The 24,095-nt window shown below is 30.4% G+C and carries 13 protein-coding genes and 3 pseudogenes; 7 read left to right on the top strand and 9 right to left on the bottom strand.

The features are described 5' to 3' along the window. Nucleotides 1-179 precede the first annotated feature (179 nt). Together upp and WBAF_RS02600 are read left to right on the top strand one after the other, a co-directional pair. Entirely contained in the window at nucleotides 180-806 is a 627-nt protein-coding gene (gene upp, locus WBAF_RS01095) for a uracil phosphoribosyltransferase (RefSeq protein ID WP_121463248.1), read from the top strand. Between the two features lie 1,809 nt (nucleotides 807-2,615). After that, nucleotides 2,616-2,738 (top strand): phosphoribosylaminoimidazolesuccinocarboxamide synthase, encoded by a 123-nt coding sequence (locus WBAF_RS02600; protein WP_369688841.1) that lies wholly within the window; start codon nucleotides 2,616-2,618, stop codon nucleotides 2,736-2,738. Nucleotides 2,739-2,813: 75 nt separating this feature from the next. Here WBAF_RS02600 and xseA read toward each other — a convergent pair whose 3' ends face one another. Further along, nucleotides 2,814-4,154, bottom strand: a complete 1,341-nt coding sequence (gene xseA, locus WBAF_RS01100; RefSeq protein WP_121463249.1) for an exodeoxyribonuclease VII large subunit — start codon at nucleotides 4,152-4,154, stop codon at nucleotides 2,814-2,816. A gap of 769 nt (nucleotides 4,155-4,923) precedes the next feature. On the opposite strand from xseA, the gene WBAF_RS01105 reads away from it, so the two are divergent. Next, nucleotides 4,924-5,289, top strand: a complete 366-nt coding sequence (locus WBAF_RS01105) for a CBS domain-containing protein (protein WP_241962860.1) — start codon at nucleotides 4,924-4,926, stop codon at nucleotides 5,287-5,289. A 239-nt stretch (nucleotides 5,290-5,528) separates the two neighbouring features. On the opposite strand, the pseudogene WBAF_RS02480 reads toward WBAF_RS01105, so the two are convergent. From WBAF_RS02480 to WBAF_RS01135, 7 genes and pseudogenes are all read right to left on the bottom strand, one after another. Beyond that, a pseudogene (locus tag WBAF_RS02480) lies at nucleotides 5,529-5,612 on the bottom strand (hypothetical protein); the annotation flags it as partial. 14 nt (nucleotides 5,613-5,626) lie between these two features. Next, nucleotides 5,627-6,130, bottom strand: a complete 504-nt coding sequence (locus WBAF_RS01110; RefSeq protein ID WP_121463250.1) for a CvpA family protein — start codon at nucleotides 6,128-6,130, stop codon at nucleotides 5,627-5,629. Between the two features lie 746 nt (nucleotides 6,131-6,876). After that, nucleotides 6,877-8,166: a bifunctional tetrahydrofolate synthase/dihydrofolate synthase gene (folC, locus tag WBAF_RS01115; RefSeq protein WP_439952282.1), complete on the bottom strand. Its 1,290-nt coding sequence runs from the start codon at nucleotides 8,164-8,166 to the stop codon at nucleotides 6,877-6,879. A 102-nt stretch (nucleotides 8,167-8,268) separates the two neighbouring features. Next, nucleotides 8,269-9,123: an acetyl-CoA carboxylase, carboxyltransferase subunit beta gene (gene accD / locus WBAF_RS01120; RefSeq protein WP_121463252.1), complete on the bottom strand. Its 855-nt coding sequence runs from the start codon at nucleotides 9,121-9,123 to the stop codon at nucleotides 8,269-8,271. Between the two features lie 596 nt (nucleotides 9,124-9,719). After that, a complete protein-coding gene (gene truA, locus WBAF_RS01125; RefSeq protein WP_121463253.1) occupies nucleotides 9,720-10,508 on the bottom strand; it encodes a tRNA pseudouridine(38-40) synthase TruA in 789 nt (262 codons plus the stop codon). 25 nt (nucleotides 10,509-10,533) lie between these two features. Then, nucleotides 10,534-11,544: an aspartate-semialdehyde dehydrogenase gene (locus tag WBAF_RS01130; protein ID WP_121463254.1), complete on the bottom strand. Its 1,011-nt coding sequence runs from the start codon at nucleotides 11,542-11,544 to the stop codon at nucleotides 10,534-10,536. A gap of 32 nt (nucleotides 11,545-11,576) precedes the next feature. After that, a complete protein-coding gene (locus WBAF_RS01135) occupies nucleotides 11,577-12,707 on the bottom strand; it encodes a DUF3410 domain-containing protein (RefSeq protein WP_121463255.1) in 1,131 nt (376 codons plus the stop codon). 2,157 nt (nucleotides 12,708-14,864) lie between these two features. On the opposite strand from WBAF_RS01135, the gene mioC reads away from it, so the two are divergent. The 4 genes and pseudogenes from mioC to glmU form a co-directional block, all read left to right on the top strand. Further along, on the top strand, nucleotides 14,865-15,317 hold the full coding sequence (gene mioC / locus WBAF_RS01140) for an FMN-binding protein MioC (RefSeq protein WP_121463256.1): 453 nt from the start codon (nucleotides 14,865-14,867) through the stop codon (nucleotides 15,315-15,317). Between the two features lie 370 nt (nucleotides 15,318-15,687). After that, the gene (gene mnmG / locus WBAF_RS01145; protein ID WP_121463257.1) at nucleotides 15,688-17,580 is read left to right on the top strand and encodes a tRNA uridine-5-carboxymethylaminomethyl(34) synthesis enzyme MnmG; all 1,893 of its coding nucleotides are present in this window, start codon (nucleotides 15,688-15,690) and stop codon (nucleotides 17,578-17,580) included. A gap of 941 nt (nucleotides 17,581-18,521) precedes the next feature. Further along, a pseudogene (locus WBAF_RS01150) lies at nucleotides 18,522-18,783 on the top strand (F0F1 ATP synthase subunit alpha); the annotation flags it as partial. 247 nt (nucleotides 18,784-19,030) lie between these two features. After that, a pseudogene (glmU, locus tag WBAF_RS02680) lies at nucleotides 19,031-19,305 on the top strand (bifunctional UDP-N-acetylglucosamine diphosphorylase/glucosamine-1-phosphate N-acetyltransferase GlmU); the annotation flags it as partial. 2,136 nt (nucleotides 19,306-21,441) lie between these two features. Here the strand turns inward: glmU and gyrB are convergent. Further along, the gene (gene gyrB, locus WBAF_RS01160) at nucleotides 21,442-23,856 is read right to left on the bottom strand and encodes a DNA topoisomerase (ATP-hydrolyzing) subunit B (RefSeq protein WP_121463258.1); all 2,415 of its coding nucleotides are present in this window, start codon (nucleotides 23,854-23,856) and stop codon (nucleotides 21,442-21,444) included. Nucleotides 23,857-24,095: the final 239 nt, after the last annotated feature.

Raw genomic sequence — 24,095 nt, forward strand, 5'->3', positions numbered from 1 at the left:
TACCAGCCAAAGAAAATGTTTTCGATACTCTTATCTTGGGTTTAATAATAAAATTTAAACCAGAACAAAAATCAATTCCATGCATTGATAACCTTCATATATAAGTGAAACAGGTATGAAAAAGAGCTATAATTTAATAATTTGGTATTTTTATATCGTTTGTACTGAAGGTGAGTAGCGTGAAAATCGTTGAGGTAAAACACCCGTTAGTTAAACATAAATTAGGGTTATTGCGGAATAAAGATATTAGTACTAAACGGTTTCGTGAATTGGCCTCAGAAGTTGGCAGTCTATTAACTTATGAAGCAACAGCAAACTTAGAAACAGAAACAATTGCAACAGTAGGGTGGTGCGGTAAGGTAAATATAGAGCAAATAAAAGGAAAAAAAATTACCGTAGTACCAATTTTACGTGCTGGATTAATAATTATGGATGGGGTGTTAGAAAATATTCCCAGTGCCCGTATAAGTGTTGTGGGTATTTATCGTGATGAAAAAACGTTGGAACCTATTTCATATTTTCAAAAACTAGCTTCAAATATTAATCAACGCATGGCATTAATTGTTGATCCTATGTTAGCAACTGGAGGGTCAATGATTGCTACAATTGATTTACTTAAGCAAGCTGGGTGTCATGCTATCAAAATATTAGTATTAGTAGCAGCTCCTGCTGGTATTAATGCTCTAGAATCTGCCCATCCAGATATTGAACTTTATACCGCATCTATTGATGATTATTTAGATGAACATGGTTATATTGTTCCTGGTTTAGGTGATGCAGGTGATAATATCTTTGGTACCAAGTAATATTTACTATTAAAATTGTTTTTAATTAATTAGAGTAATTAAGAGCTAATAAAATTTGATTGAGATACTAACCTTTAAAAATTTTAATAATTATTCTTCTCAATTTAGTACGTTCATTTTTTTGAACTAATATATTTATTTTTATAAATAAACTTAATTGATTAATGAATGATATATCTCTATTAAGATAATTTAATAAAATTTTAAATTTGCTAATTTTTTATTTAGAATAAATATTATCTAATACTATTATATTATTTTTTAGCATCAATTTATTATATTGGGTACAATATAGTCACCATGATGATTTAATCTAAATCCTATCAAGGATATTACTTATAATAGTGTTACTAGTCAATATTATTGATTAGGTAGTTTTTAGTAGCTTCCTAGCAATTATTACTATCTTACTTGGTATAGTTTTCCAGATATTTTTATTATTTAAAATAGGAAAAGTTAATTTAACCACTGTTATTATAGTGCCATGTTTTTAATTAAGAACACTTTATTTTCTAAACTTTTTATTTTGTCTGTGGTACATATTCTGATTGAGAATCATGTAGATAATTTAGTTATGAATAATAATATTATTAGAATAAATTTATTTAAATATATTAGTTTAAAAAGTTCAATTAACGTTATTCTAGTTTCTGTGAACAGCGATTGAAGTAAGTAATGCAATAATGAAGTATTAATTCACCTTCATTATGTGGTTAAATTATACTTTTTATAAAAAAAAACATTAGTAGATAATATGTAAATTAACATAATTTCTTATAAGAAAAAAACCTAAAATCGTTACATTATTTATCAGCCTGATTATTAGTTTTAGCAATTTTAGTAATTGCTATCGTGTAGCCTTATTGACTTTAATAACTAACCATATTTTAATGAAATTAAATAGTTACATTATTGTACAAATATTAAAATATTAATATTGTAAAACTGATAGGAATGTTGCTTACTGCCTTTTTGGTAGCTTATAGTAGTAATCAATATTATTAGCGTAAAATCAGTTGTTACTACTCATATCTAAATACCCCTCTGTTAAAAATTTTAACGATCTCTAAAAATATTTAGTTACCTGTTAAAAACAGTTAATATAATATCCCATCAACTAATAAAAATGGTGCCGTAGGTAAAGCATTGGATATTCCTATTCAAATACTTAATAACACGAATACTAAAATAAGCTAACAACTAGTAGCTTATTTAAAAGTAAAACAGCTTAAAATAACGCTCTTTATTTTATCATAAAAATGATTAAAGTTAGAATATAATCTATATTAATCCTTGATTATAGATTGGATTACCTAGCCACAAAAAAATTAAGATCTAATTATACAAACTCTGCAAAGAACTCAACTAGAAAAAAATAGTCAAATAGTTATCATGGTAACTAATGAAGGTATAAAGAATGGTGAAGAGAACATATAATATTTTAATGCTAAATTAGCTATTCATTAAATAAATAAAAATCTTAATACCAAAGTTATGGTATCAACGTTATTAATATGAAAACTAGTAGTAATTGCAGTAATCTGCAATTTTAAATAGTAAAAACGATAACCTTAACAAAAAATAAAACTATGATATACAGCAGTATTAAAATATCTGTTTAGTAAACTGAGTATTAATTTATAATACTGAGTTTATTAAAATGCTATCTAATAGAAAAACGAAAACCATCTATTTTATAGATCATCTTAATTTATTATTGTTAAAATTTAGCAATGAAACATCGGCACTAGATCATCTATAGGAATTTGAAAATAAAGTAATGATAAATAATAAATTTAATCATTTTATTTGGTTGATGAATTTTCGCCAGATAGCCGTCGCTTATGGGATAAAAAAACTAAGGATAAATTAGAAAAATTTGTTTATATGAGCTACGAGCTAATACAAGAAAAAATAATTGATATCCAATAAATTTATCATCCTTAGTATTAATATAAGGATGATAAGTTTATTTTTAGATATGATAATTTGTTTGAATTAAGCGATTTAATTAATCGATAAGATTTTACTTTCAAGCCAACCATCTTGTAAGCGAGTTTTAAATTTCTCTCCAATATTAATTTGTTGTGTTTTAGTTAAAACCTGTCCATTAGGTGCTTCACTGATGCTATAACCACGTGCTAAGGTTGCTAATGGACTTATTGCTTCAATACGGGAACAATCAACACTAATTTTTTCACGATATTGGCTTAATATTTTAGTAATTAATTGTTTTAATTCAAATTGTTGCTGAATATAATGTTGACAATAATTTTGTAGTTGTGGTAGCGGACCACATAGTAGTAACCGTTGTTCAACGTTATATTGCTGACGATTAATTTGTTGTAAATATTGTTGTATAGTGGTAAAAAGTTTTTGTTGTAGTTGGATAAGAAAATTTTTTTCGCGCGTTATCCGCAGTTCAGGATGTTGTTGTTGTAATTTATGTTGTAATTTACTAAGAACACGTAGCTTACGCGCCAGGAAATAGTCCATCGCCATTTCTAATCGCTGTTTTTGTTCAAGTAGTTGGCGAAGTAATTCTTGCTGATTACGACTTACTAATTCTGCGGCAGCTGAAGGTGTTGGGGCTCGTAAATCTGCGACGAAATCGGTAATAGTCACATCAGTTTCATGGCCAACCGCAGCAATAATCGATAACTTACTAGCAAAAATAGCTCGAGCAACCTTTTCATCATTAAAAGCCCATAAATCTTCCAATGATCCACCACCACGGCCAACAATGAGTACATCACATTCTTGCCTGTGATTAGCCAACTCAATAGCTCTAATAATTTGTCGCGGGGCATCTTCTCCTTGTACAGCGGTAGGATAAATAATAATAGGTAACGACGGATCGCGGCGTTTTAATATATTTAAAATATCATGTAATGCTGCTCCGGTTGCTGAAGTAATAACACCTAAGCTTTTTGCCGGCATAGGTAACGATTGTTTATAATGTTGCTCAAATAATCCTTCAGTTAAAAGCTTCTGTTTCAATATCTCAAATTTTTGTTGTAATAATCCGTTACCTGCAGGTTGCATATTTTCGATAATTAATTGATATTCACCCCTTGGCTCGTACAAGGTAACAGTTGCTCGAACCAACACTTGTTGACCATTTTTTGGTCTAAAATTGACCAATATATTTTGGCTAAGAAACATCGCAGCTCGGAGCTGGGCTTTTTCATCTTTTAAAGTTAAATACCAGTGGCCGGAAGCCGGTTGAGAAAAATTAGAAATTTCTGCATTAAGCCAAATTCTGCCCATTTGAAGGTTAAGTAATTGCCGAACAAATTGATTAAGTTGGCTAACAAAATAAATTCTACTATTTTCTGAAGTTAACATATCAAATTAGCAATACCTTTAAATAAAATTAATAGTAAAATATTGGTATAAGTTATTCTTTTTATCCATAAAATCAAAACAGCTAGTACAAGATATTATCCTATTCATCTTCATCTTATTTAATTTTAATACTATTATATAGTAATGATTTTATAATCTTAAAAATTTTTAAGATAAGTAATCATAAATTATGTTTTTGACCAAAATAATACTTCATATTTATCATATTTTAATAAAGAAAAAATATGATAATTAAATTAATCATTATCTAATGATGATACACTTGTAAGAAAAGTTATCACATCATCAACTACTTTAGTCTTACTAATAAAAGTATCAAGTATGTAAAATTTATCAACTTACAAACAGATTATATATAAATAATTTTTTACTTCACCTTCATAGAGCATAGTAGGAATAAATTAAATATTGGTAACTTAGAATAATATTCTAATCCAGAAAGCTACATTTTTGTAGGTATTTATTGATTGTATTAATCTATTTTAGATAAAAATTAATTTTAGATTTATTTTCAATATTAAACTGATCATATAGTATTTTAAATACTGAGACTTCATCATAAGAGTATATGTATTTACTAATACGTTTATTATCATAAGGTAAATATATGATAATAAATATGTTATTTTCAACAGTTTAAGCAACGTATAAGTTCTTTATGTATTTAGATTAAAGGTTAAATAAAGAACCTAATTTTAAAATATGTCAATTGAGCCTCAGGCAGAAGAAGTTAAATGATTTTAAAAGTATGAAAGTAGCATCGATCCAGCTACCGTCAGAAACAAAAATTCGTAAAGTCGATGAAATGGCTAAGCGCAATGGATTTACTAGTTATCCAGTAGTAAATAATAAAGAATTGGTTGGTATCATTACTAGTCGTGACATCTTTTTTATAACAGATTTAGATCAGACGGTTACGGCAGTTATAACAACTAAACCCAATTTAATTAAGGTCAAAGAATGTGAGTCACATGATGTAGTTTTTAAAAAATTGCCGGAAAATAGTATTGAAAAAATATTAGTAGTTTATAATAAATGTCATCTATTTGGTATGATAACAGTAAAAAACTTTAAGAAAGCGGAACTTAACAGCGATCTGTGCTGGTGCGAATAATCAACAACGTATTAAAGCATTAGTGATTGCCGGTGTTGATCTGTTATTTACTATTATCATAGAAATTTGCTGGGAGTTTTACAACTTATTTATGAAAAACTAACAAATTAGATGGTAAAGTTGAGATGTCTAGATGGTAAGCTATTCCTTGATGTATGAATGAAGAAAAACGTTTCTATGGTATTAAGTTTTATATTAGATATTTGCTGTGATGAATCCAGTTGGCCTGCTGCATCTTACCCACGATGTTGAAGCGCTGTTAGCGCATCATAAATTGATTGGTTCACTGGTGTGAAACCAGCAATACCGAAAATTATGCACATCAACTTTTACCTCATCAACCAAGCGGAGTGATATTTTCCGATAAAAAACTTGATGTATTTATTAAATAATTTAAAAACCATCTAATAATATAACTAAATTGGGGTATCAATTTAGAAAGTTGCCAATCTGGCATTTTGGGCAAAGGCGTAAAAGTATCCAGGAAAAATAGAATAACCGACACAATTAATATACCGCGTAATACACCAAAAAAAATACCTAACACGCGATCAGTACCATAGAATCCAATTCTCTCAACTAATAAGCTAATGATATAATTGACTAGTGCATACGCAATGAACGTTACGATAAATAAAATTGTAATGGCAATAACATTTCTAATCAGCGTGTCATCGATATAAGTTAGATAAGTAACCATAAAAGGATAAAATTTGCTTATAAAAAAAAACACACAAATCCAAGTAATAAGTAACAATAATTCTCGTATAAAACCACGAATTAAACTAATTAAAGCAGAAAACCCATTAATGGCAATAATAGCGTAATCAATCCAAACCATAATTTTAATCCAAAAAAGTAACTTACTAGCGTGATCATTAATTAATATTCTAGCAGAAAAAGAAAAAGGTTACGCTAGATATTATTGCTGAAAAGAAGCAATAAGTTACGGTAAAAAAATAAATCATAATAGCCAGTAATAGTTAATATTACTATTTAATATCAATATTTTTATCTATTAGTACATACTAGTTTAAGGTTTATAACTATGTATTTAACCTTATAAGCAGGTCAAATCTTTTAGTTACGACAAAATAGACGGTAATTTTTCTCTCAAAACATTTTTGCCAATAACAATTTGAGTCAATTAACTATTAACGGGTAATGCTAGATAAACGCAATCTGAAAATAATTTATTCCACTTTTGCCGCATTATTTTTCAATACTACCAACTTTATAACATAAGCCTATACTGTGCTGGCATTTTCTCATTATCCTTAGCACTGGGTTAAACTTTTACTGTAGGGTTTAACTTTACTTATTGTTATGCAGACATATACTTATTTGATCTTATAACCATCAATTTTCTAAGAAATCATAGTTTCCGCAGCGCTATCTTAGCGTATCATACGGATTAATTTGTTCAATAAGTTTAATTTCATATTCATCGCTAGGTTTAGACACTAAAGTAATCTAGATAAATTATTATATTTCTTATTACCATCCAACAATATTAGTATTACAATAAAACTAACTATAACGATAACAATCGTTCTAACTAAATGGGTTTTAAAATAACTAACCACTTCAACTTTCTCTTTTTTTCTGCAATTTCATAACCTCGGCAACAGTATGAAATGAGCCATAAACCAGCACAATATCATGTTTATTAGCTTCGGCCATTGCCTGCAACCAGGCATCTTTAATTGATGCAAATTGGTATGATGATTTAACATACTGCGCTAATTGCGCTGCATCAGCACCACCTATCCCGCTTAATGAAGCTAAATACCATTTATCAATCTGCAGAGTTAGATGAGATAAAGTTTTTTTTATATCTTTATTGGCTAACATAGCTACCACTGCATAAACTTTAGTATTTTTCTTTCTAGGTAAACCTGCTAATCTAGCGGCTAAATAAGCTGCAGCATGGGGATTATGAGCAACATCTAAAATTATAAAAGGTTCCTCGCAGATAATTTGAAAGCGTCCTGGCAATTTTGATTTAATCAATCCCTGGTGAATAGCTTGTAATGATATGGCCTGACTAATAGAATCACCTTGTTTTATTAAACAATCAATAACGGCCAATGCGGTTGCCGCATTGGCCAGTGGCACATTAGGCAAAGGTAATTGTTTAAAATATTGATTATTAGATTGCCAATGCCAATGATTCTTTTGTGATTCAAATTGCCAATCTTTCCCACAACAAAATAATTTTGCTCCAATAACTTGAGCTATATCATTAACCGACTTTGGAATATCAGATTCACCAATAACCGCATAACAACCTGATCTAAAAATACCTGCCTTTTCGTAGCCAATCTGCTCACGATCGTCACCAAGCCAATCAATATGATCTAATGCAATGCTCGTGATGGCCGCAATATCTGCATCAACGATATTAGTTGCATCTAACCTTCCACCCAAACCCACTTCTAAAATAACTATATCAAGTTTAGCTTGTTTAAATAAATGTAAAGCAGCTAAGGTACCATATTCAAAATAGGTAAGCGTTGTTGCACCGCGTTTAGATTCAATGTAAGCAAAAACTTGACAAAAGTCAGCTTCAGATAACATATGACCTTGGATCATAACACGCTCTGTATAATCTAACAGGTGAGGAGAACTATAAACACCAACTTTTAATCCTGCTTGGATTAAAATAGATGCTAATACATGGCAAGTAGTACCTTTACCATTTGTACCAGCAACAGTAACAACTTTCGGGGCCGGAGATAAAAGATCTAATCTGCGAGCAACTACACCAACCCGCTCAAGCCCCATATCGATAATTTTACTATGCTGATGGTTTAAATAAGTTAACCAGGTAGCTAAAGAAGATGTTACCCCTGGAATCATCAAGTATTCAGATATCTTATCACTATTGATCATATTTTCGTAAATTTAGTTTTTTTTATCATATGAAAGCTCTAGATCATGGTCAACTAAGGTAATAATATTGATTGTACTTGTATCTTAAAGATTTTGATGAGTTAGCATAGCTAGGATTTCAGCTAACTTATCCCGCATTTCAAGTCGCCTAACAATCATATCAATTGCACCTTTTTCAATTAAAAATTCACTGCGTTGAAACCCTGGTGGCAATGTTTCACCTAAAATTTGTTCAATAATCCGTGGGCCAGCAAAGCCAATTAGCGCTTTAGGCTCAGCAATATTAATATCCCCTAACATAGCTAAACTAGCTGATACACCACCCATTGTTGGATCGGTAAGTACTGATATATAGGGAAGCCCTCGCTCCTGCATCTTGGCCAATGCCGCACTGGTCTTTGCCATTTGCATCAACGACATTAATGTTTCTTGCATGCGAGCACCACCACTAGCAGAAAAACAAACTAACGGACAATTATCTTCCAATGCTTGCTCTACCGCACGTACAAAACGTGCGCCAACCACAGAAGCCATTGATCCGCCCATAAAAGCAAATTCAAAAGCAGCTACAATGACCGGCATACCTTTAATCGTGCCTTTCATCACAATTAAAGCATCTTTTTCATGTGTTGCTTTTTGTGCTGCTGATATTCGATCTTGATATTTCTTTGAATCACGAAATTTTAAAATATCTTTAGGTTCTAATTCACTACCTAATTCAGCCTTCTTTCCTTCATCAAGAAAAGAAGCTAGACGTTGACGGGCAGAAATGCTCATATGATGATCACATTTTGGACATACTACCAAATTACTTTCCAATTCAGCACGATAAAGTACTTGCTTACAATTATCACATTTTGTCCAAATACCTTCAGGTATATTAGCTTTTCTAGTATGTCTAATATTACTTTTATTAAGAATCTTTTCAATCCAGCTCATAAATAGACCTTTCTATCTGAAATTACATCATTAGCTTTATTATTCACTACGCTAAAGCTGCTAATGACTATCTATTTTTTATTTTTAACCACTTTTTTCTTTTATTGATGTTTAACGATAGCGTAAAATCTCAATAATATCCGGTAAAGTAGAAATTAGAATAATTAATAAATAATAAAACTTATATTAAAACGCTAGATACATTATAAAAAGCAAAATGCCAATATAACATTCGCTCCATCCCAGGTATAAATGGAGTAAAAGTTATGATAATAGTTATAAAGATAGCTAAATTAATCATTTTAACGCTATTATTAAATAATAAATGGACTTAATTGAGCCCAAGAGTTTAGAATCAGGATTCCTAATTCACCACGTCACTAATACTTATCTAATGCTCTTAATACCGAACCATTAAATAATAGCTAGTCACTATTTAAAAACATAATAATTAATATAGTATTACCATGTATATGGTAAAATGCTATGTCATACTTAGCAACAATAATTATCTATATGTGTATAATAAAAATAATAAATTATAAGATCTAATAGCTTAGAATTTGATAGCTGTATAATTAGCAAAATTAAATTTATTATTCTGATAAAAACAATGGTCCTATGTTCATTTTAGGTAATTTATATTTTACCGGATAATCAACAGAAACTAAATAAAGCCCTTCTGCCTTTGCAGTTGCTGCAGCTTTTGTTCTATCTTTTAATGCTAATAGCTCTTCTATCCAGCTAACATCTTGATCACCGCAGCCTACTATAAGTAGGCTGCCTACAATATTGCGTACCATATGATGAACAAACGCATCAGCTGTAATATCAACCACAATATAGTGACCATAACGGTTGACATGAACATGCTTTACATTACGCCAAGGTGATTTAGATTGACACTGAACAGCTCTAAATGAAGTAAAATCATGCTTACCAACCAATGCCTGAGCAGCACGATGCATTTTATCCGAATCTAATGGCAAATAAAAGTGCATCACACCAGCAGCTAATATAGCAGGTCTAAATTGATAATTGAAAATAATATAACGATATCTACGCGCAGTAGCGCAAAAACGAGCATGAAAATCAGGCTCAACAATTTTGTACCACTGTACTGCAATGTCCGATGGTAAAAAACTATTAACACCGATTGTCCATGCAGCATCCTGACGTATAACAGATGTTTCAAAATGGATCACTTGTCCAGTAGCATGCACACCAGCATCAGTACGTCCAGCACAATAAATATGGATAGACTCATATGCAACTTTTGTTAGCGCTAACTCCAAACAAGCCTGAATGGTTTTTACTTGTGGTTGACGCTGCCAACCATAATAATGACTACCATCATACTCAATACCTAACGCAATTTTAGTCATCGACAAAGAAGTTGTTTTTTCAACATCAATAATATTGCTCCTGCACTAATCGCTCTGCAGTTTCTATTAACATTCTAGCCCCGCCAAATCTAGTATTATCAGCAACCGACCAAAACTGTAATATTTCTGGGGCACCATAATTATGGTGCATACAACCGATACTTAATCGGTCATTGCTTGAAGCATCTGTTACTTGAGTTGGAAAATCATCCTGGTAAAATTGATGGATATCATCAAATTGAGCAATTTCTTGCCAAGCTTCTTCTACGGTGATTGGACGTAATGTTTCCACATGAACTACTTGTGCATTACCATAAAAAACTGGGGCTTGTAAAAAGCTGACAACAATAGATAACCTATCATTTTGTAAAATTTTATGCACTTGATCAACTAAACTCCGCTCTTGCGGTACAGAGCCTTCATCATCACTCAATAATGGTAATAAATTAAATGCTAGCTGTTTAATAAAACATTTATTATCAACTGGTAAACCATTTAATAATCTAGCACTTTGAATCGATAATTCATCTACTGCACTTTTACCATGCATCGAAACTGAAAACAGATTAGTTAAGATTAAACGATTAATATCGGCAACATTCATTAATGGTTTAACAGCTACTAACAATTGACTAACATAGCTATCAGCAATGGCAATAATATTGCGATTACGATAGTTAGCTAATACATGGGGATTAATACTCGGCACGACTAATGGAATATCCTGTTCCAGCGCAAATAAAGCACTGCTGTCAATGACAATACAACCATCTTGCGCCGCTTTCTCTGCATAACTAGCGGCGGCTTCTTTATCAGCAACAAAAAAAGCTAATTGCACCTGTGTCCAGTCAAATAATTGAGCATCAATAACAATGTATTGCTTACCATTAAAACGGATACTTTCTCCTGCACTATTTTCACTGTCTAATAGAAATAATTCACCAAAAGGAAATTGACGTTCTTGTAATAAACATAATACGGCTTCTCCGACTGAACCTGTAGCACCTAATAGTGCAATATTCCAAACTTTTGTCATGTTAGTGTTCTCCAATTTATTAGTATTTTAAATCAAATTAATTTGGTATTGAAGCCTAGCATTTTTAGTGTATTAGCGGCATTGACATCATCACATCTCACCATCAGAGATGACCATTCACGTCGTTCTGGATAATATTTACGTATATGATCAAACTGGCCGGCAAGATGGGCAATTTTTTTAAATGACATGCTATCACGACTAACATCATAAACTAAATGTACTAAATGTTTTAAATTTGCCTGTGTCAATTCACCCCTAATAGTAATTTCATTAAAATCTGAAATAGGTAATAAATCAGTTAGTTTAATTTGCTGCACTTGGCCTAAAAATTGGCTAAATGCATAAAAAATCTGAATAGTACCACGTACTTTACCTTCCAGAGAATAACCGGCAATATGTGGTGTACCAATTCTAGCTTTAGATAACAGAGATAGAGAAATACAGGGTTCATTTTGCCAAACATCTAATATAACGTCAATTTTCTTACCACCTTCTAAGGCTTTCAATAATGCCTGACTATCAACAACTGCTCCACGGCTAGTATTTAGCAGAATACGTCCTGCAGGCATAGCAGCAAGCAAATCTTCATTTAATAAATGATAGGATGAATATCGCCCAAATTTATTTAACGGGGTATGAAAAGTTAAAATATCCGCCTGATTAACTAATTTTTCTAGTGGCCAAAATTGATCACTATTATCAGCAGCATCTGCACGAGGCTGATCACAAAGTAATGTATTCACTCCCCATACCTTTAAACGCTGATTAAGAAGACTACCAACATTACCAACCCCAACAATACCAACTATTTTTTCTCTCAAATCAAAGCAATCAAGTTCAGCTAGTAACAATAAAGCTGAAAAAACATACTCTACTACTGATACTGCATTACAACCACATGCTGCAGAAAAAGCAATGCCAGCTTGTGCTAGCCATTTTCTATCAACATGATCAAATCCAGCTGTTGCTGTACCAACAAATTTTACCTTACTCTTTCTAAGTAACGCTTCATTGATTTTAGTAACAGAGCGCACCATTAAAGCATCTACTGTTGCTAGCTGTAACGATGAAATTGAACGGCCAGAAACTGGCTTGACTTTACCTATTGTTGCAAATAATTGAGTTGCATAAGGCATATTTTCATCAACTAATATGTTCACTTATATAATGCCAAGTTATTTTAATTAAGATCAACAAATAGTATTTTACTACTCAATAAGGTAGTAAGTAACTATTTACCCAGATTAATGAAGTAAATTCTAACAACTAGTTTAATCACCTTAATTTTGTTAATGAACAAGTTCTAGTTTTGTACCTAAAATCTATTGAAGCATGGTAATATAAACCAATACAGAACTATAGATTACATCAAAAGAATATTAACTTACTCTAATTTCATTATGGCATGTAAAAAACGTAATCGCTGAAAATAATAGCTATTTATATTAATTGGGTAGAAAATAATATACAGTAGAATAATATTATTATCATTACTAATAGCTACATATGCTATATAAAGGAGTTTTTAAAAAAATAAAATAAACAAAACAAATTTTAGCGTAAGTGTAGATATATTATGAAATAACATGCATTCATACATAAACTTAAGACGACTTATTCCTAGATGAATAATAAAATATAACAGACTAATCTTATTTCTAATTTTATTACTACTTATTATCAAACAACTAGACTCAGATTTGACATAACTTTTCCTTTTTAGCCTATTTTACCGCTAAATAAGTCTACTTAAGCTATACTTTATACTTAAACGCTAGGGTGTTATGTTTATGCCCATTGAAATAAACAAAAATATCCCAGTCACGCTAATTAATATTCCACATTAACACCATCATAAAGTAGAAATTCTGCCACCTCCACCGTAAGCAACAGCATTACATATCTGTCTGGAACTATATGGACAACATAGATCATTTCCTGATATTATATGTAAGTGTGCTGAGCAATATTTAAAATTAACTACGTCCCTTTGTTACTTCAGATGTTTTGTAGCATGATAATAAATTTACTACTGGTTTCGGCCACTTCTGGAATTTCTCGATAACATTGCTAGACGATGAATTATCTAACTATACCATAGCGCCGATTGATACCTAAATTATTTTTATTTACAAACAAACAGCCTTATTATATTAAATATTTTATTAACTAAAATTAACAAAAGTTTTATAAATAACTTTGATGAATAAAATATTTCCGTATACTTACTTGTTACTGCTTTAACTAAATTATTAGAATTAGATAATAGAAAAAAACAGTATTTTAGCTATTTATTAAATAAAATAGTAAACAAAAAAATTAAAATCAGTAATTAAGAATATAAAATTACCTAATTATTTATCTTAAATAAAGTATTAATTATAATATCAAATTAACAATCTAGCTCCATTACCATATTTCTTGATCATAATTATTTTATTTTTTAATAAAATTAAAACCATAAATTAGAATTCAATTAACAATAAATATATAATTTTTATTATTAACTTAATGTTATTGGTTATGCTCAATTAATTTAATATTTTATTTCTCAACGATTAACTGATTATTTAGTATAAATGATTAAAATCCATCAAACTAAATAACTAAAATTTTATGCCGTTACATTAATACTTTTGATTATATCTGGTACTTTAACTAAAAAGTTGATTAACTAAAATAATTACAATATATCAGCAATAACTGCATAGCTTATCCTGTAACTATATTTAAGTGCTTCTGTATCAATACGAATACCTATTGAAGAGATTTAAAATTAATTCTACAATATATGATTACAAATAATAATACCAGTATATAATAGGTCATAAACTAAATATACTTAATAAAAAAAATAATTATAATTTATCACATTTAAAATATAATCGTTAAAAACAAATAATAATTTAAAATACTATTTTAAAATAGTTGAAGATTATCAGATATATAATTTATATAATCATATAATTAATACACGAGTAAGAAATACATGGATCGCCTACACTAAAATATCTAAATTTTTTGATTTAAGTACTAGTACAATACATATCCGTGTCAAAAAATGAAATAAGCTAATATTATTATCGTAACAAGTTTAAATATTAATATGTCGCTCCTTCGAGGATTTATAATATTTTCTGTATTAATAATATACAGAACTTAATAAAATATAATCTATTTAAATCTTCATCTATTTTAAAAATACAATAAGGCATACTATCAATTCATAAAAAATAGAATAACTGTATTATCTACAGATAAATACCAACTAATTAACGGCATATAATATATATTGTTATTACACAATGGAGTTCATAATGAAAAAAGTAACACTGATCACAGGTAGCACTATGGGCAAAGCTGAATATATTGCTGAGCATATAGTTGATATATTAGAAAAATACAACTTTAACACTACAGTCACATACGGTCCATCGTTAAAAGATCTACCAATAAAGGGTGTTTGGTTAATTGTATGCTCTACCCATGGAGCTGGCGAATTACCTAAAAATATACAACCTCTAGCAAAAGAAATAAGTGAAAAAAAACCTGATCTTAGTCAGGTTAATTATGGTGCTATTGGGATAGGTAGCAAGGAATATGATACTTTTTGTGGTGCAATCCATAAATTAGATCAACTACTAAAGAATCATCATGCAAAACGTATAGGAGAACCATTAGAGATTAATATTTTAGAACATGAAGTACCAGAAGATTTGGCAGAAATTTGGATTGAAAAGTGGAAAGATAATATTATCAATTTAGCTTAATAAAAACTAAATAAATATAGTTATTTATAGTATAAGCTTTAATCTCAAATATAGTTGTGTGTAACTATGTTAATACCAGCTTATACGTAGTAGGATTACTTATCATACAGAGCTAAAGATAATAGCTAATAGTATAATATTCTTATGGTATTTAAGCTTATCCACATAATATCGAGATCTAAATAAAAGATCTTATTTAGATTAATCTAATAATAGTTTAGTCTCTACTTATAAAAGATATCATAATTCTTATTTCATAAGAAATGATGAACTTTAAAATTTCTAAAAATTCAAGATTATGTAATTTATTTATTATAAATACTTAAGGAACATTTATTTATAAATTCATATTTAACACTAAGGGATATACATGTTTTACCCAGAAAAATTTGATGTAATTATAATTGGTGGAGGTCACGCTGGTACTGAAGCAGCTATGGCTGCTGCTCGTATGGGACGTAAAACTTTACTTCTAACTCATAATATTGATACGTTGGGTCAAATGTCATGTAATCCAGCTATTGGTGGAATAGGTAAAGGACATCTAGTTAAAGAAATTGATGCTTTAGGTGGTATTATGGCTATAGCAACAGATAAAGCAGGGTTTCAATTTAAAAAGCTTAATGCAAGTAAAGGTCCCGCAGTACAAGCAACCAGAGCTCAAACTGATCGAATACTTTATAAGCAAGCAATTAGGATCGCACTAGAAAATCAAAATAATCTAATGATTTTTCAACAAGTAGTTGAAGACCTAATTGTAAAAAACAATCAAGTCATTGGCGTGATAACAAAAATAGGATTAAAATTTCTGGCGAAATCAGTTGTACTGACTGTAGGCACCTTCCTTAACGGTAAGATCCACATAGGATTAGAAAATTATAGCGGAGGCAGAGCAGGTGATCCGCCATCTATTAGCCTATCGCATAGGTTAAGAGAATTACCTTTACGAGTAGATCGATTTAAAACAGGCACACCCCCTAGAATAGATGCAAGAACTATAGATTTTTCTAAATTAGCATCACAATTAGGGGATAATCCTACACCTATTTTCTCTTTTATTGGATCTGTCGAGCAACACCCACAGCAATTACCTTGCTATATGACTTATACTAATGAAAAAACACATCAAGTTATCCTAGATAACTTAGATCGTAGTCCTATGTATGCAGGTATAATTAAAGGAATAGGTCCCCGCTACTGTCCTTCCATTGAAGATAAAGTTATGCGGTTTGCTGATCGTTCTACACATCAAATTTTCCTTGAGCCAGAAGGGTTAACCAGTAATGAAATTTATCCTAATGGAATTTCTACTAGCTTACCTTTTGATGTTCAGATGCAAATTGTAAATTCTATGAAAGGTCTAGAAAATGCTTTTATTATTCGACCTGGATATGCGATTGAATACGATTTTTTTGACCCTCGAGGGTTAAAACCAACTTTAGAAAGTAAATATATAAAAGGGCTATTTTTTGCTGGTCAGATTAATGGAACAACAGGTTATGAAGAAGCCGGAGCTCAAGGATTACTAGCTGGACTTAACGCAGCCCGTCTTGCTTTTGAGCAAGATGGATGGGTTCCTCGTCGTGATCAAGCCTACATTGGTGTTTTAGTTGACGATCTTTGTACTTTAGGTACTCAAGAGCCATATAGAATGTTTACTTCACGAGCTGAATATCGCCTTATGCTTCGTGAAGATAACGCAGATCTTCGTTTAACTGAAAAAGGGTACGAACTTGGTTTAATAGATGAAAATCGCTGGCAAAAATTTTGTCGTAAAGTTGAATTAATTGAACAAGAACGTCAACGACTACGTAATCTTTGGTTATATCCTAATTCAAATAAAGTTACTGATCTTAATAAATTCTTAAATGTTCCGCTTTCAAAAAAAGCAAATGGCGAAGATTTACTTCGCCGTCCTGAAATAAGTTATAAATTACTTACTTCTTTAAACTATTTTTCTTCTACTATTGATGATCCTCAAGTTACAAGTCAAGTTGAAATTCAAATAAAGTATGAAGGTTATTTCACTCGTCAACAAAAAGAAATAGAAATTAAGCTTCTTAATGAAGATACGGAATTATCAATCAATTTAGATTACAAGCAAATAACAGGTCTTTCTAATGAGGTTATTACTAAGCTCAGTGATTATAAACCTAGTTCTATTGGTCAAGCATCTCGTATATTCGGTATTACTCCAGCAGCAATATCAATATTATTAGTATGGTTAAAAAAGAAAGGTTTATTACGTCGGCAGAGTTCTTAAAATGAGCTTAATCATTTATTTTAAATCTTTATTAGATAAAACAAATATTATTTTTACCAATTAGCAAATACAACAACTCATTACCTATATTAATTTGTTAAATAAATAGAATAAAAAATAAAATTTAACATCCGTTAAATTAACTGAACAAATAGTTATTTATTATTAGACAGTTTGGGGAAAATAAGTTAGATTTTTTTGATAAAAATAATATTAATTGATGCTTTAAAATGATGCTTAAAAATATAGATACTATCCCCAAAATTTTGAATAGTACAAATAGGTAAAAAAAAATTATGGCATCATCAGCAGAATATTTGTACAGTATATGATTTCATAGTGTTAAATTCTTCTGAAGCAGAAAAAAGGATAATTTTGCGTAAAATTTAAGATCAACTTTTATATTAAACTAAATAAAATTATTTAGTTAAATTTACCTGGCTTTAATAAACAGCGATGTTGAGAAATTTGAGGTTTAAATTAATATTGTTTTTAAATAAAACAATGACTATTGTATACCAATTAAATAATTTAAATTTTAAAATTATGTAATAATATAAGAGTTACGTCTTTATCCCTATACAAGAGTAAAGTTTTATTATAATTGTTACTCTTTTAGTTAATAGTGTTTGTAATCTTCAGTGTATCTTTATTTATACATAAAAAAGTAAAGGGCTTGTCGGCTTTTGCTGGTGAATTAGTCTGTTGATTATATAACGCTTTATGTTGTTAATGTATTAACACATTATAGTGAAAAAAATAATACTATTTACATTACATTAGTTTTTACTATTGGTTAGGAAGTAAAAGTTATTATAACAATAACTGTGTTAGCAAAGGGAAAAAGGGTACAAGATATTATGTATGCATCAGGAGAAGTATTTACTCATGGAATTTATATAGTACATTTAAATAATCTTCAGTTGGACCTGCGTACCTTTAATGTTATTTCAATCATATATGTACAATTTTTTTTAGAATCTAACTTATTTAATGCCGGTGTTCATGAATATCAGTATCACAGGTAGTTCTGCTTAAACTAATCTTATCAAAAAATTATCAGTTGGTATTCATACTATGTTAGCACAGTATCGTGAGTTAGCTGCATTTTCGCAATTTGCATCTTATTTAGATGAAGCTACACAGCTTAATTATGGGCAGTAAATGATAGAATTGTTGAAACAGAAACAATATGCCCCAATATAAGTTGTACAGCAGGCGTTATCTTTATTTGTTGTATCGCTTATAGGAGGTTGATATGTCTGCAATTACATTACATATTATCTAGTTGTTGTATATGCTGAAAATAGGAAGTAAGGTTTTTTTTTGAACGAAATATATATTAATTTATTCAACAAATATGGTTATTTTTACCTGACTGATGGAGTTATTAGGGTTTGATGTCTATAAAATCAAAAAATCTTGTGATACGCTAGGTGGGTAGAGGTGCATGTATTATGACTTACCAAAAGTTTTATATCCACTAGCAGGTAACCAAATTATACAGCATGTTATCGATACATTATTATCACTTGGAACAACTAATATTAATTTGGTCTATGGTAATGGTGTAGATTTAATAAAATTAGCTTTAGTTAATCAACCTGTTAATTGGATTTTACAATCAGAACAGTTAGGAACAGGGCATGCCAGCAAGCCGCCCCTTATTTTGATAAGAATTAAAATATCTTAATGCTTTATTGTGATTATCCACTGATTACAAAATAAACACTTCAACAATTAATAGAAGCTAAGCCTAACGTAGGGTTGTCAATTATTAATAAGCCGTCAGGTGCATTATTAATTAAAAAGGTAACGTTGAGCAAAAATATACAACGTAAAATAAAGTAAAAATTAATACTGGGATATTAGTTGCTAATTGCTTTTATTTAAAGCTATGGCTTAAAAAGCTTAATAATAATGCTTACAGTGCTTGAAAGTATTTATCAAAAAGAACAGGCAAAGATATTATTAGTGGTACATTAAAGCATGGTCTGAATGTAATTATCGATACTAATGTTCTTCTCAAAGAAGAAGTAAATGTTGTACTTGGTAACAATGTACATATTGATGTATATTTTAAAATTGTACGATAGATGATAATTAAATTATTAGTGCTTATTCAGTTATAGAGAAATTAAAATTATCTACGGCTTAGGCGCTCGTTTATGTTCAGGAACTAGACTGGCATATAAAGTAAATATTAGTAATTTTTTTGAATTTTAAAACGCAGTTTTAGGTGGTGGTGCTAAAGCTGGGCATTTAAGTTACTTAGGTGATGCCTAAATGGGTAGGTATATTAATATGGGTGCTATAACTACGATTACTAATAATGTTGAGTAAAATGAACTTGTTATTAGTCGTATTAAACAGCAGCATATTTAAAATTGGAAACTTACAATAAAGAAAAATAATTGTAAAATAAATAGTGACGATTAATAATTGATATTATCAATAATAAACCAATGTATTTGGAATAGTACCATTGATTATATTAATTAGGTTACTACAACATAAAAGCAGTATGCTACTTCCTATATTTTATAATAAAAATTTATGTGTGTAATTATTGGTGGAGTAGCATATGATATAGCTTAAATTATTAAGAGCTTAGTCGAACGCGGTTATGACTATGCAGGTTTTGCTGTAGTTGATGATAAATAAACTCTAACAGGATTCAGTGAAATTAGTAAAGTTCAGATGCTGAAAAAGTAGAAAAACATGCTGGAATTGGTAGCACAGGTATTGCGCATACTAGTTGGGCTACTCATCGCCAAGTAAAAAATACCCATCCTCATAATCAGATAATTGAAAGTGATCAAGAATTTTGTGAATAACTTAAACACAAAAATATTTTTTTACTTCCAAAACTGATACCGAAGTTAGAGTTTATTTAATACATTGTAAATTATAAAAAGGTTGCATGCAGCCCGCGTAGCTGTGTGTTCTGGTTATAGAGTTAGGTGTTAAAATTTTTTATCTGATCTATCAATGAGCACTTTTACTGGTCACACGTTACTTTATCTATTTAGATGAAGGTAATATTGCTAAAGTAACTGGTCTAACAGTTTGTATTTTTAATCAACAAGGTTCATAAGTTGAACGATAACTAATATAATCCAATGTTCAGTATGAACTTGGTTATATATTAACAGCCTTTAGCAATAAAAAATACTTTGTAATTGCATATTATAGAGTTTTTAAAAATAAATTATATAAAAAAACTAAAAATACATTATCTCAGGCAAAACATATTTAATGTTTTGCTTGTGGATATGTGAAAATTGCTTCTTAATTCAATTATCATAAACCAGTACGGCGAAAAAATAGTTTGTTGATCACTATTTATCAATTTGGTAAAACAGCGGAGCTCCATTAAGATTATCAAAAGAGCTTGGTTATCTAACATATTTAGCTATATGTAATATTTTCGGCTCATCTTTAGTTTGCTGATCATATTTTACTTGCATTAATAACAATAACTGATACAGAAATTAGCGTAGCATCCATCCACCAAAGAATTTACTACCCAACCCAATTAACCGTTTTATTATTAGTTGCTTATTTGAGCTAGTTATATAATAAAAATATTGTTCTTGAGCGAAACATTGTTCAGGCATTACTTACATGCATTCCCTGCTGGTATTGAGACCATATTATTGCCAGAAAAAATAATTTCCATTTATGCAGAAAATTTTAAAGATAAAATAAAATTTTTATATTCATGCTAAAGCTTATGCAGCCGGTGAGTTGAAACATGGCCCACTAGCCTTAATTGATTATAATATGCCAGTTGTTCCAAATAATGAATTTTTTTAAAAGCAAAAATTTAATATAGAACTTTAATTTTATTATTTAAAATTAAATATCTATATTTTTGGCTTTTAATGCATTTTCTTCAATAAAAGCTCTACGTGGCTCAACCTCATCACCCATTAGTGTAGCAAACAATTGGTCAGTTGCAATACTATTTTGAATAGTAACACGCATCATGCTGCGTGTATCCGGGTTCATAGTTGTTTCCCATAATTGATTGGGGTTCATTTCGCCTAATCCTTTATAGCGTTGTATCATCAAACCACGTCGTGATTCTTCTGATAACCAGTTCAAGGCGTCTTCAAAGGAAGAAATAGTCTGGCGACGTTCTCCTCTTTCCACATATGCACCATCCTCAATCAGATTACCTATTAGCTTACCGATTTTGGTAATGCGTGTATATTCAATACAATGAATAAAATCAAGATCCAGATGGTAATCGGTATCAACGCCATTAGTTTTAATCCTTAAAACAGGTTCAAATAATTGGCGTTCATAATTTTCATTAATATGGTAACTATAAATACTACCATTTTCTTCACTAGAAGATAGGCGCTTAACTAATATTTTGATCCAATTTTCTATCTTTGATTTATCTGTAAAAGAATCTTCTACCAATATAGGTAGATAAATAAGATTATTTAATAAATTAAATGGATAGACAGATCCTAAACTTTTGATAATTTGCTGAGCAGAATTATATTCAATGATTAACTTTTTTAATAGCTCACCTTTCAATGCCGGAGCATGAGAGCTAGTGTATAGAGCAGTATTATCTAATGCAATTGATATCAAATATTCGTTCATTGCCTCATCATTTTTAATATATTTTTCTTGCTTACCTTTTTTCACCTTATATAAAGGTGGCTGAGCAATATAGATATGGCCACGTTCGATAATTTCTGGCATCTGACGATAGAAGAAAGTTAATAACAATGTCCGAATATGAGATCCATCGACATCGGCATCAGTCATGATAATAATGCTATGATAACGTAATTTATTAAGATCATATTTGTCTGGACCAATACCACAGCCTAAAGCAGTTATTAAAGTAACAATTTCCTGTGAGGAAAGTATTTTGTCGAAACGAGCTTTTTCAACGTTAAGAATTTTACCTTTTAATGGTAAAATTGCTTGATCTTTTCGGTTACGCCCCTGTTTAGCAGATCCACCTGCAGAATCACCTTCCACTAAATAAAGTTCTGATAAAGCTGGATTACGCTCCTGGCAGTCAGCTAATTTACCTGGTAATCCTGCTAAATCAAGGGCACCTTTCCGACGAGTCATTTCGCGTGCTTTACGTGCCGCCTCGCGGGCACGGGCGGCGTCAATGATTTTGCTAACAATGCTTTTAGCGTCATTAGGATTCTCTAATAGATATTCTAACAATTTATCATTCATTAATGTTTCAATAACTGTTTTTACTTCGGAAGAAACTAGCTTATCTTTTGTTTGTGAAGAAAATTTAGGATCTGGTACTTTAACTGAGACGACAGAAATTAAACCTTCACGGGCATCATCGCCGGTAGCACTAACTTTAATTTTTTTTAGATAACCCTCTTTATCCATGTAATTATTTAATGTACGTGTCATGGCGCTACGAAAACCAACGAGATGGGTTCCTCCATCTCGTTGAGGAATATTATTTGTGAAGCAATAAACATTTACCTGGGAACTGTCATTCCATTGCATGGATATTTCTACATTAATATTATCTTTTTCTGCTGAAAAATAGAAAATAGTTGGATGTATTGGGTTTTTATTCTGGCTTAAGTATTCTACAAAAGCTTTGATTCCACCTTCATTATGAAAATGATCTTTTCTATTATCACGGTTATCAATTAAACTAATAGATATGCCTGAATTAAGAAAAGATAGCTCGCGTAGCCGTTTTACCAAAATATCGTATTCAAATTTTGTAACTGTTTTAAATGTTTCTAAACTTGGCCAGAAACGAATATAGGTTCCCCGATCATCAGTTTCTCCAACAATCATTAATGGTGCTTGTGGAACACCTAGACGGTAAATCTGTTCATGTACTTTTCCCTCGCGACGGATAGTTAACTCTAATTTTTCTGATAAAGCATTAACAACAGAAACACCTACCCCATGTAACCCACCTGAAACTTTATAGGAATTTTCGTCAAATTTGCCGCCAGCATGGAGAACCGTCATGATAACTTCTGCGGCGGATATACCCTCTTCTTTATGAATATCGGTTGGAATACCACGGCCATTATCAAGAACAGATATAGAGTTATCGGTATGTATAGTTACGATAATATCGTTGCAATAACCAGCAAAGGCTTCGTCGATAGCGTTATCAATAACTTCGAAGACCATGTGATGAAGTCCTGTACCATCGTCGGTATTACCTATATACATACCTGGGCGCTTACGCACCGCGTCTAGTCCTTTTAATACCTTAATACTTGAGGAGTCATATGTATTTAACATCAACGTTTCTCGCTAATTTCTAATCCTATTATTGAACTTCTATTTTGCTATTTTTTCTACAAAAAATCCTAATATTTCCATCTAACACTTAACTTACGTCATGGTAATCTAGCTCACAAAGACTTTAACTTGCGTAGTTTTAAGATGTTTAATTAAAAATTAACGGCAATTTTTATCTAAATTATAAATAAATTTTATAACATAGATAAGCATCTGTTGCTTATTCTGTCTGGTTGAAT

The sequence above is a fragment of the Arsenophonus endosymbiont of Aleurodicus dispersus genome, from assembly GCF_900343015.1.
Lineage (GTDB): Bacteria > Pseudomonadota > Gammaproteobacteria > Enterobacterales > Enterobacteriaceae > Arsenophonus.

Bases quoted from the DNA above. Each gene is read 5' to 3' on its own strand.
- WBAF_RS01110 (WP_121463250.1), bottom strand. From the start codon at position 6,130: ATGGTTTGGATTGATTACGCTATTATTGCCATTAATGGGTTTTCTGCT.
- accD (WP_121463252.1), bottom strand. From the start codon at position 9,123: ATGAGCTGGATTGAAAAGATTCTTAATAAAAGTAATATTAGACATACT.
- mioC (WP_121463256.1), top strand. From the start codon at position 14,865: ATGAAAAAAGTAACACTGATCACAGGTAGCACTATGGGCAAAGCTGAA.
- xseA (WP_121463249.1), bottom strand. From the start codon at position 4,154: ATGTTAACTTCAGAAAATAGTAGAATTTATTTTGTTAGCCAACTTAAT.
- truA (WP_121463253.1), bottom strand. From the start codon at position 10,508: ATGACTAAAATTGCGTTAGGTATTGAGTATGATGGTAGTCATTATTAT.
- mnmG (WP_121463257.1), top strand. From the start codon at position 15,688: ATGTTTTACCCAGAAAAATTTGATGTAATTATAATTGGTGGAGGTCAC.
- WBAF_RS01130 (WP_121463254.1), bottom strand. From the start codon at position 11,544: ATGACAAAAGTTTGGAATATTGCACTATTAGGTGCTACAGGTTCAGTC.
- gyrB (WP_121463258.1), bottom strand. From the start codon at position 23,856: ATGTTAAATACATATGACTCCTCAAGTATTAAGGTATTAAAAGGACTA.
- WBAF_RS01105 (WP_241962860.1), top strand. From the start codon at position 4,924: ATGAAAGTAGCATCGATCCAGCTACCGTCAGAAACAAAAATTCGTAAA.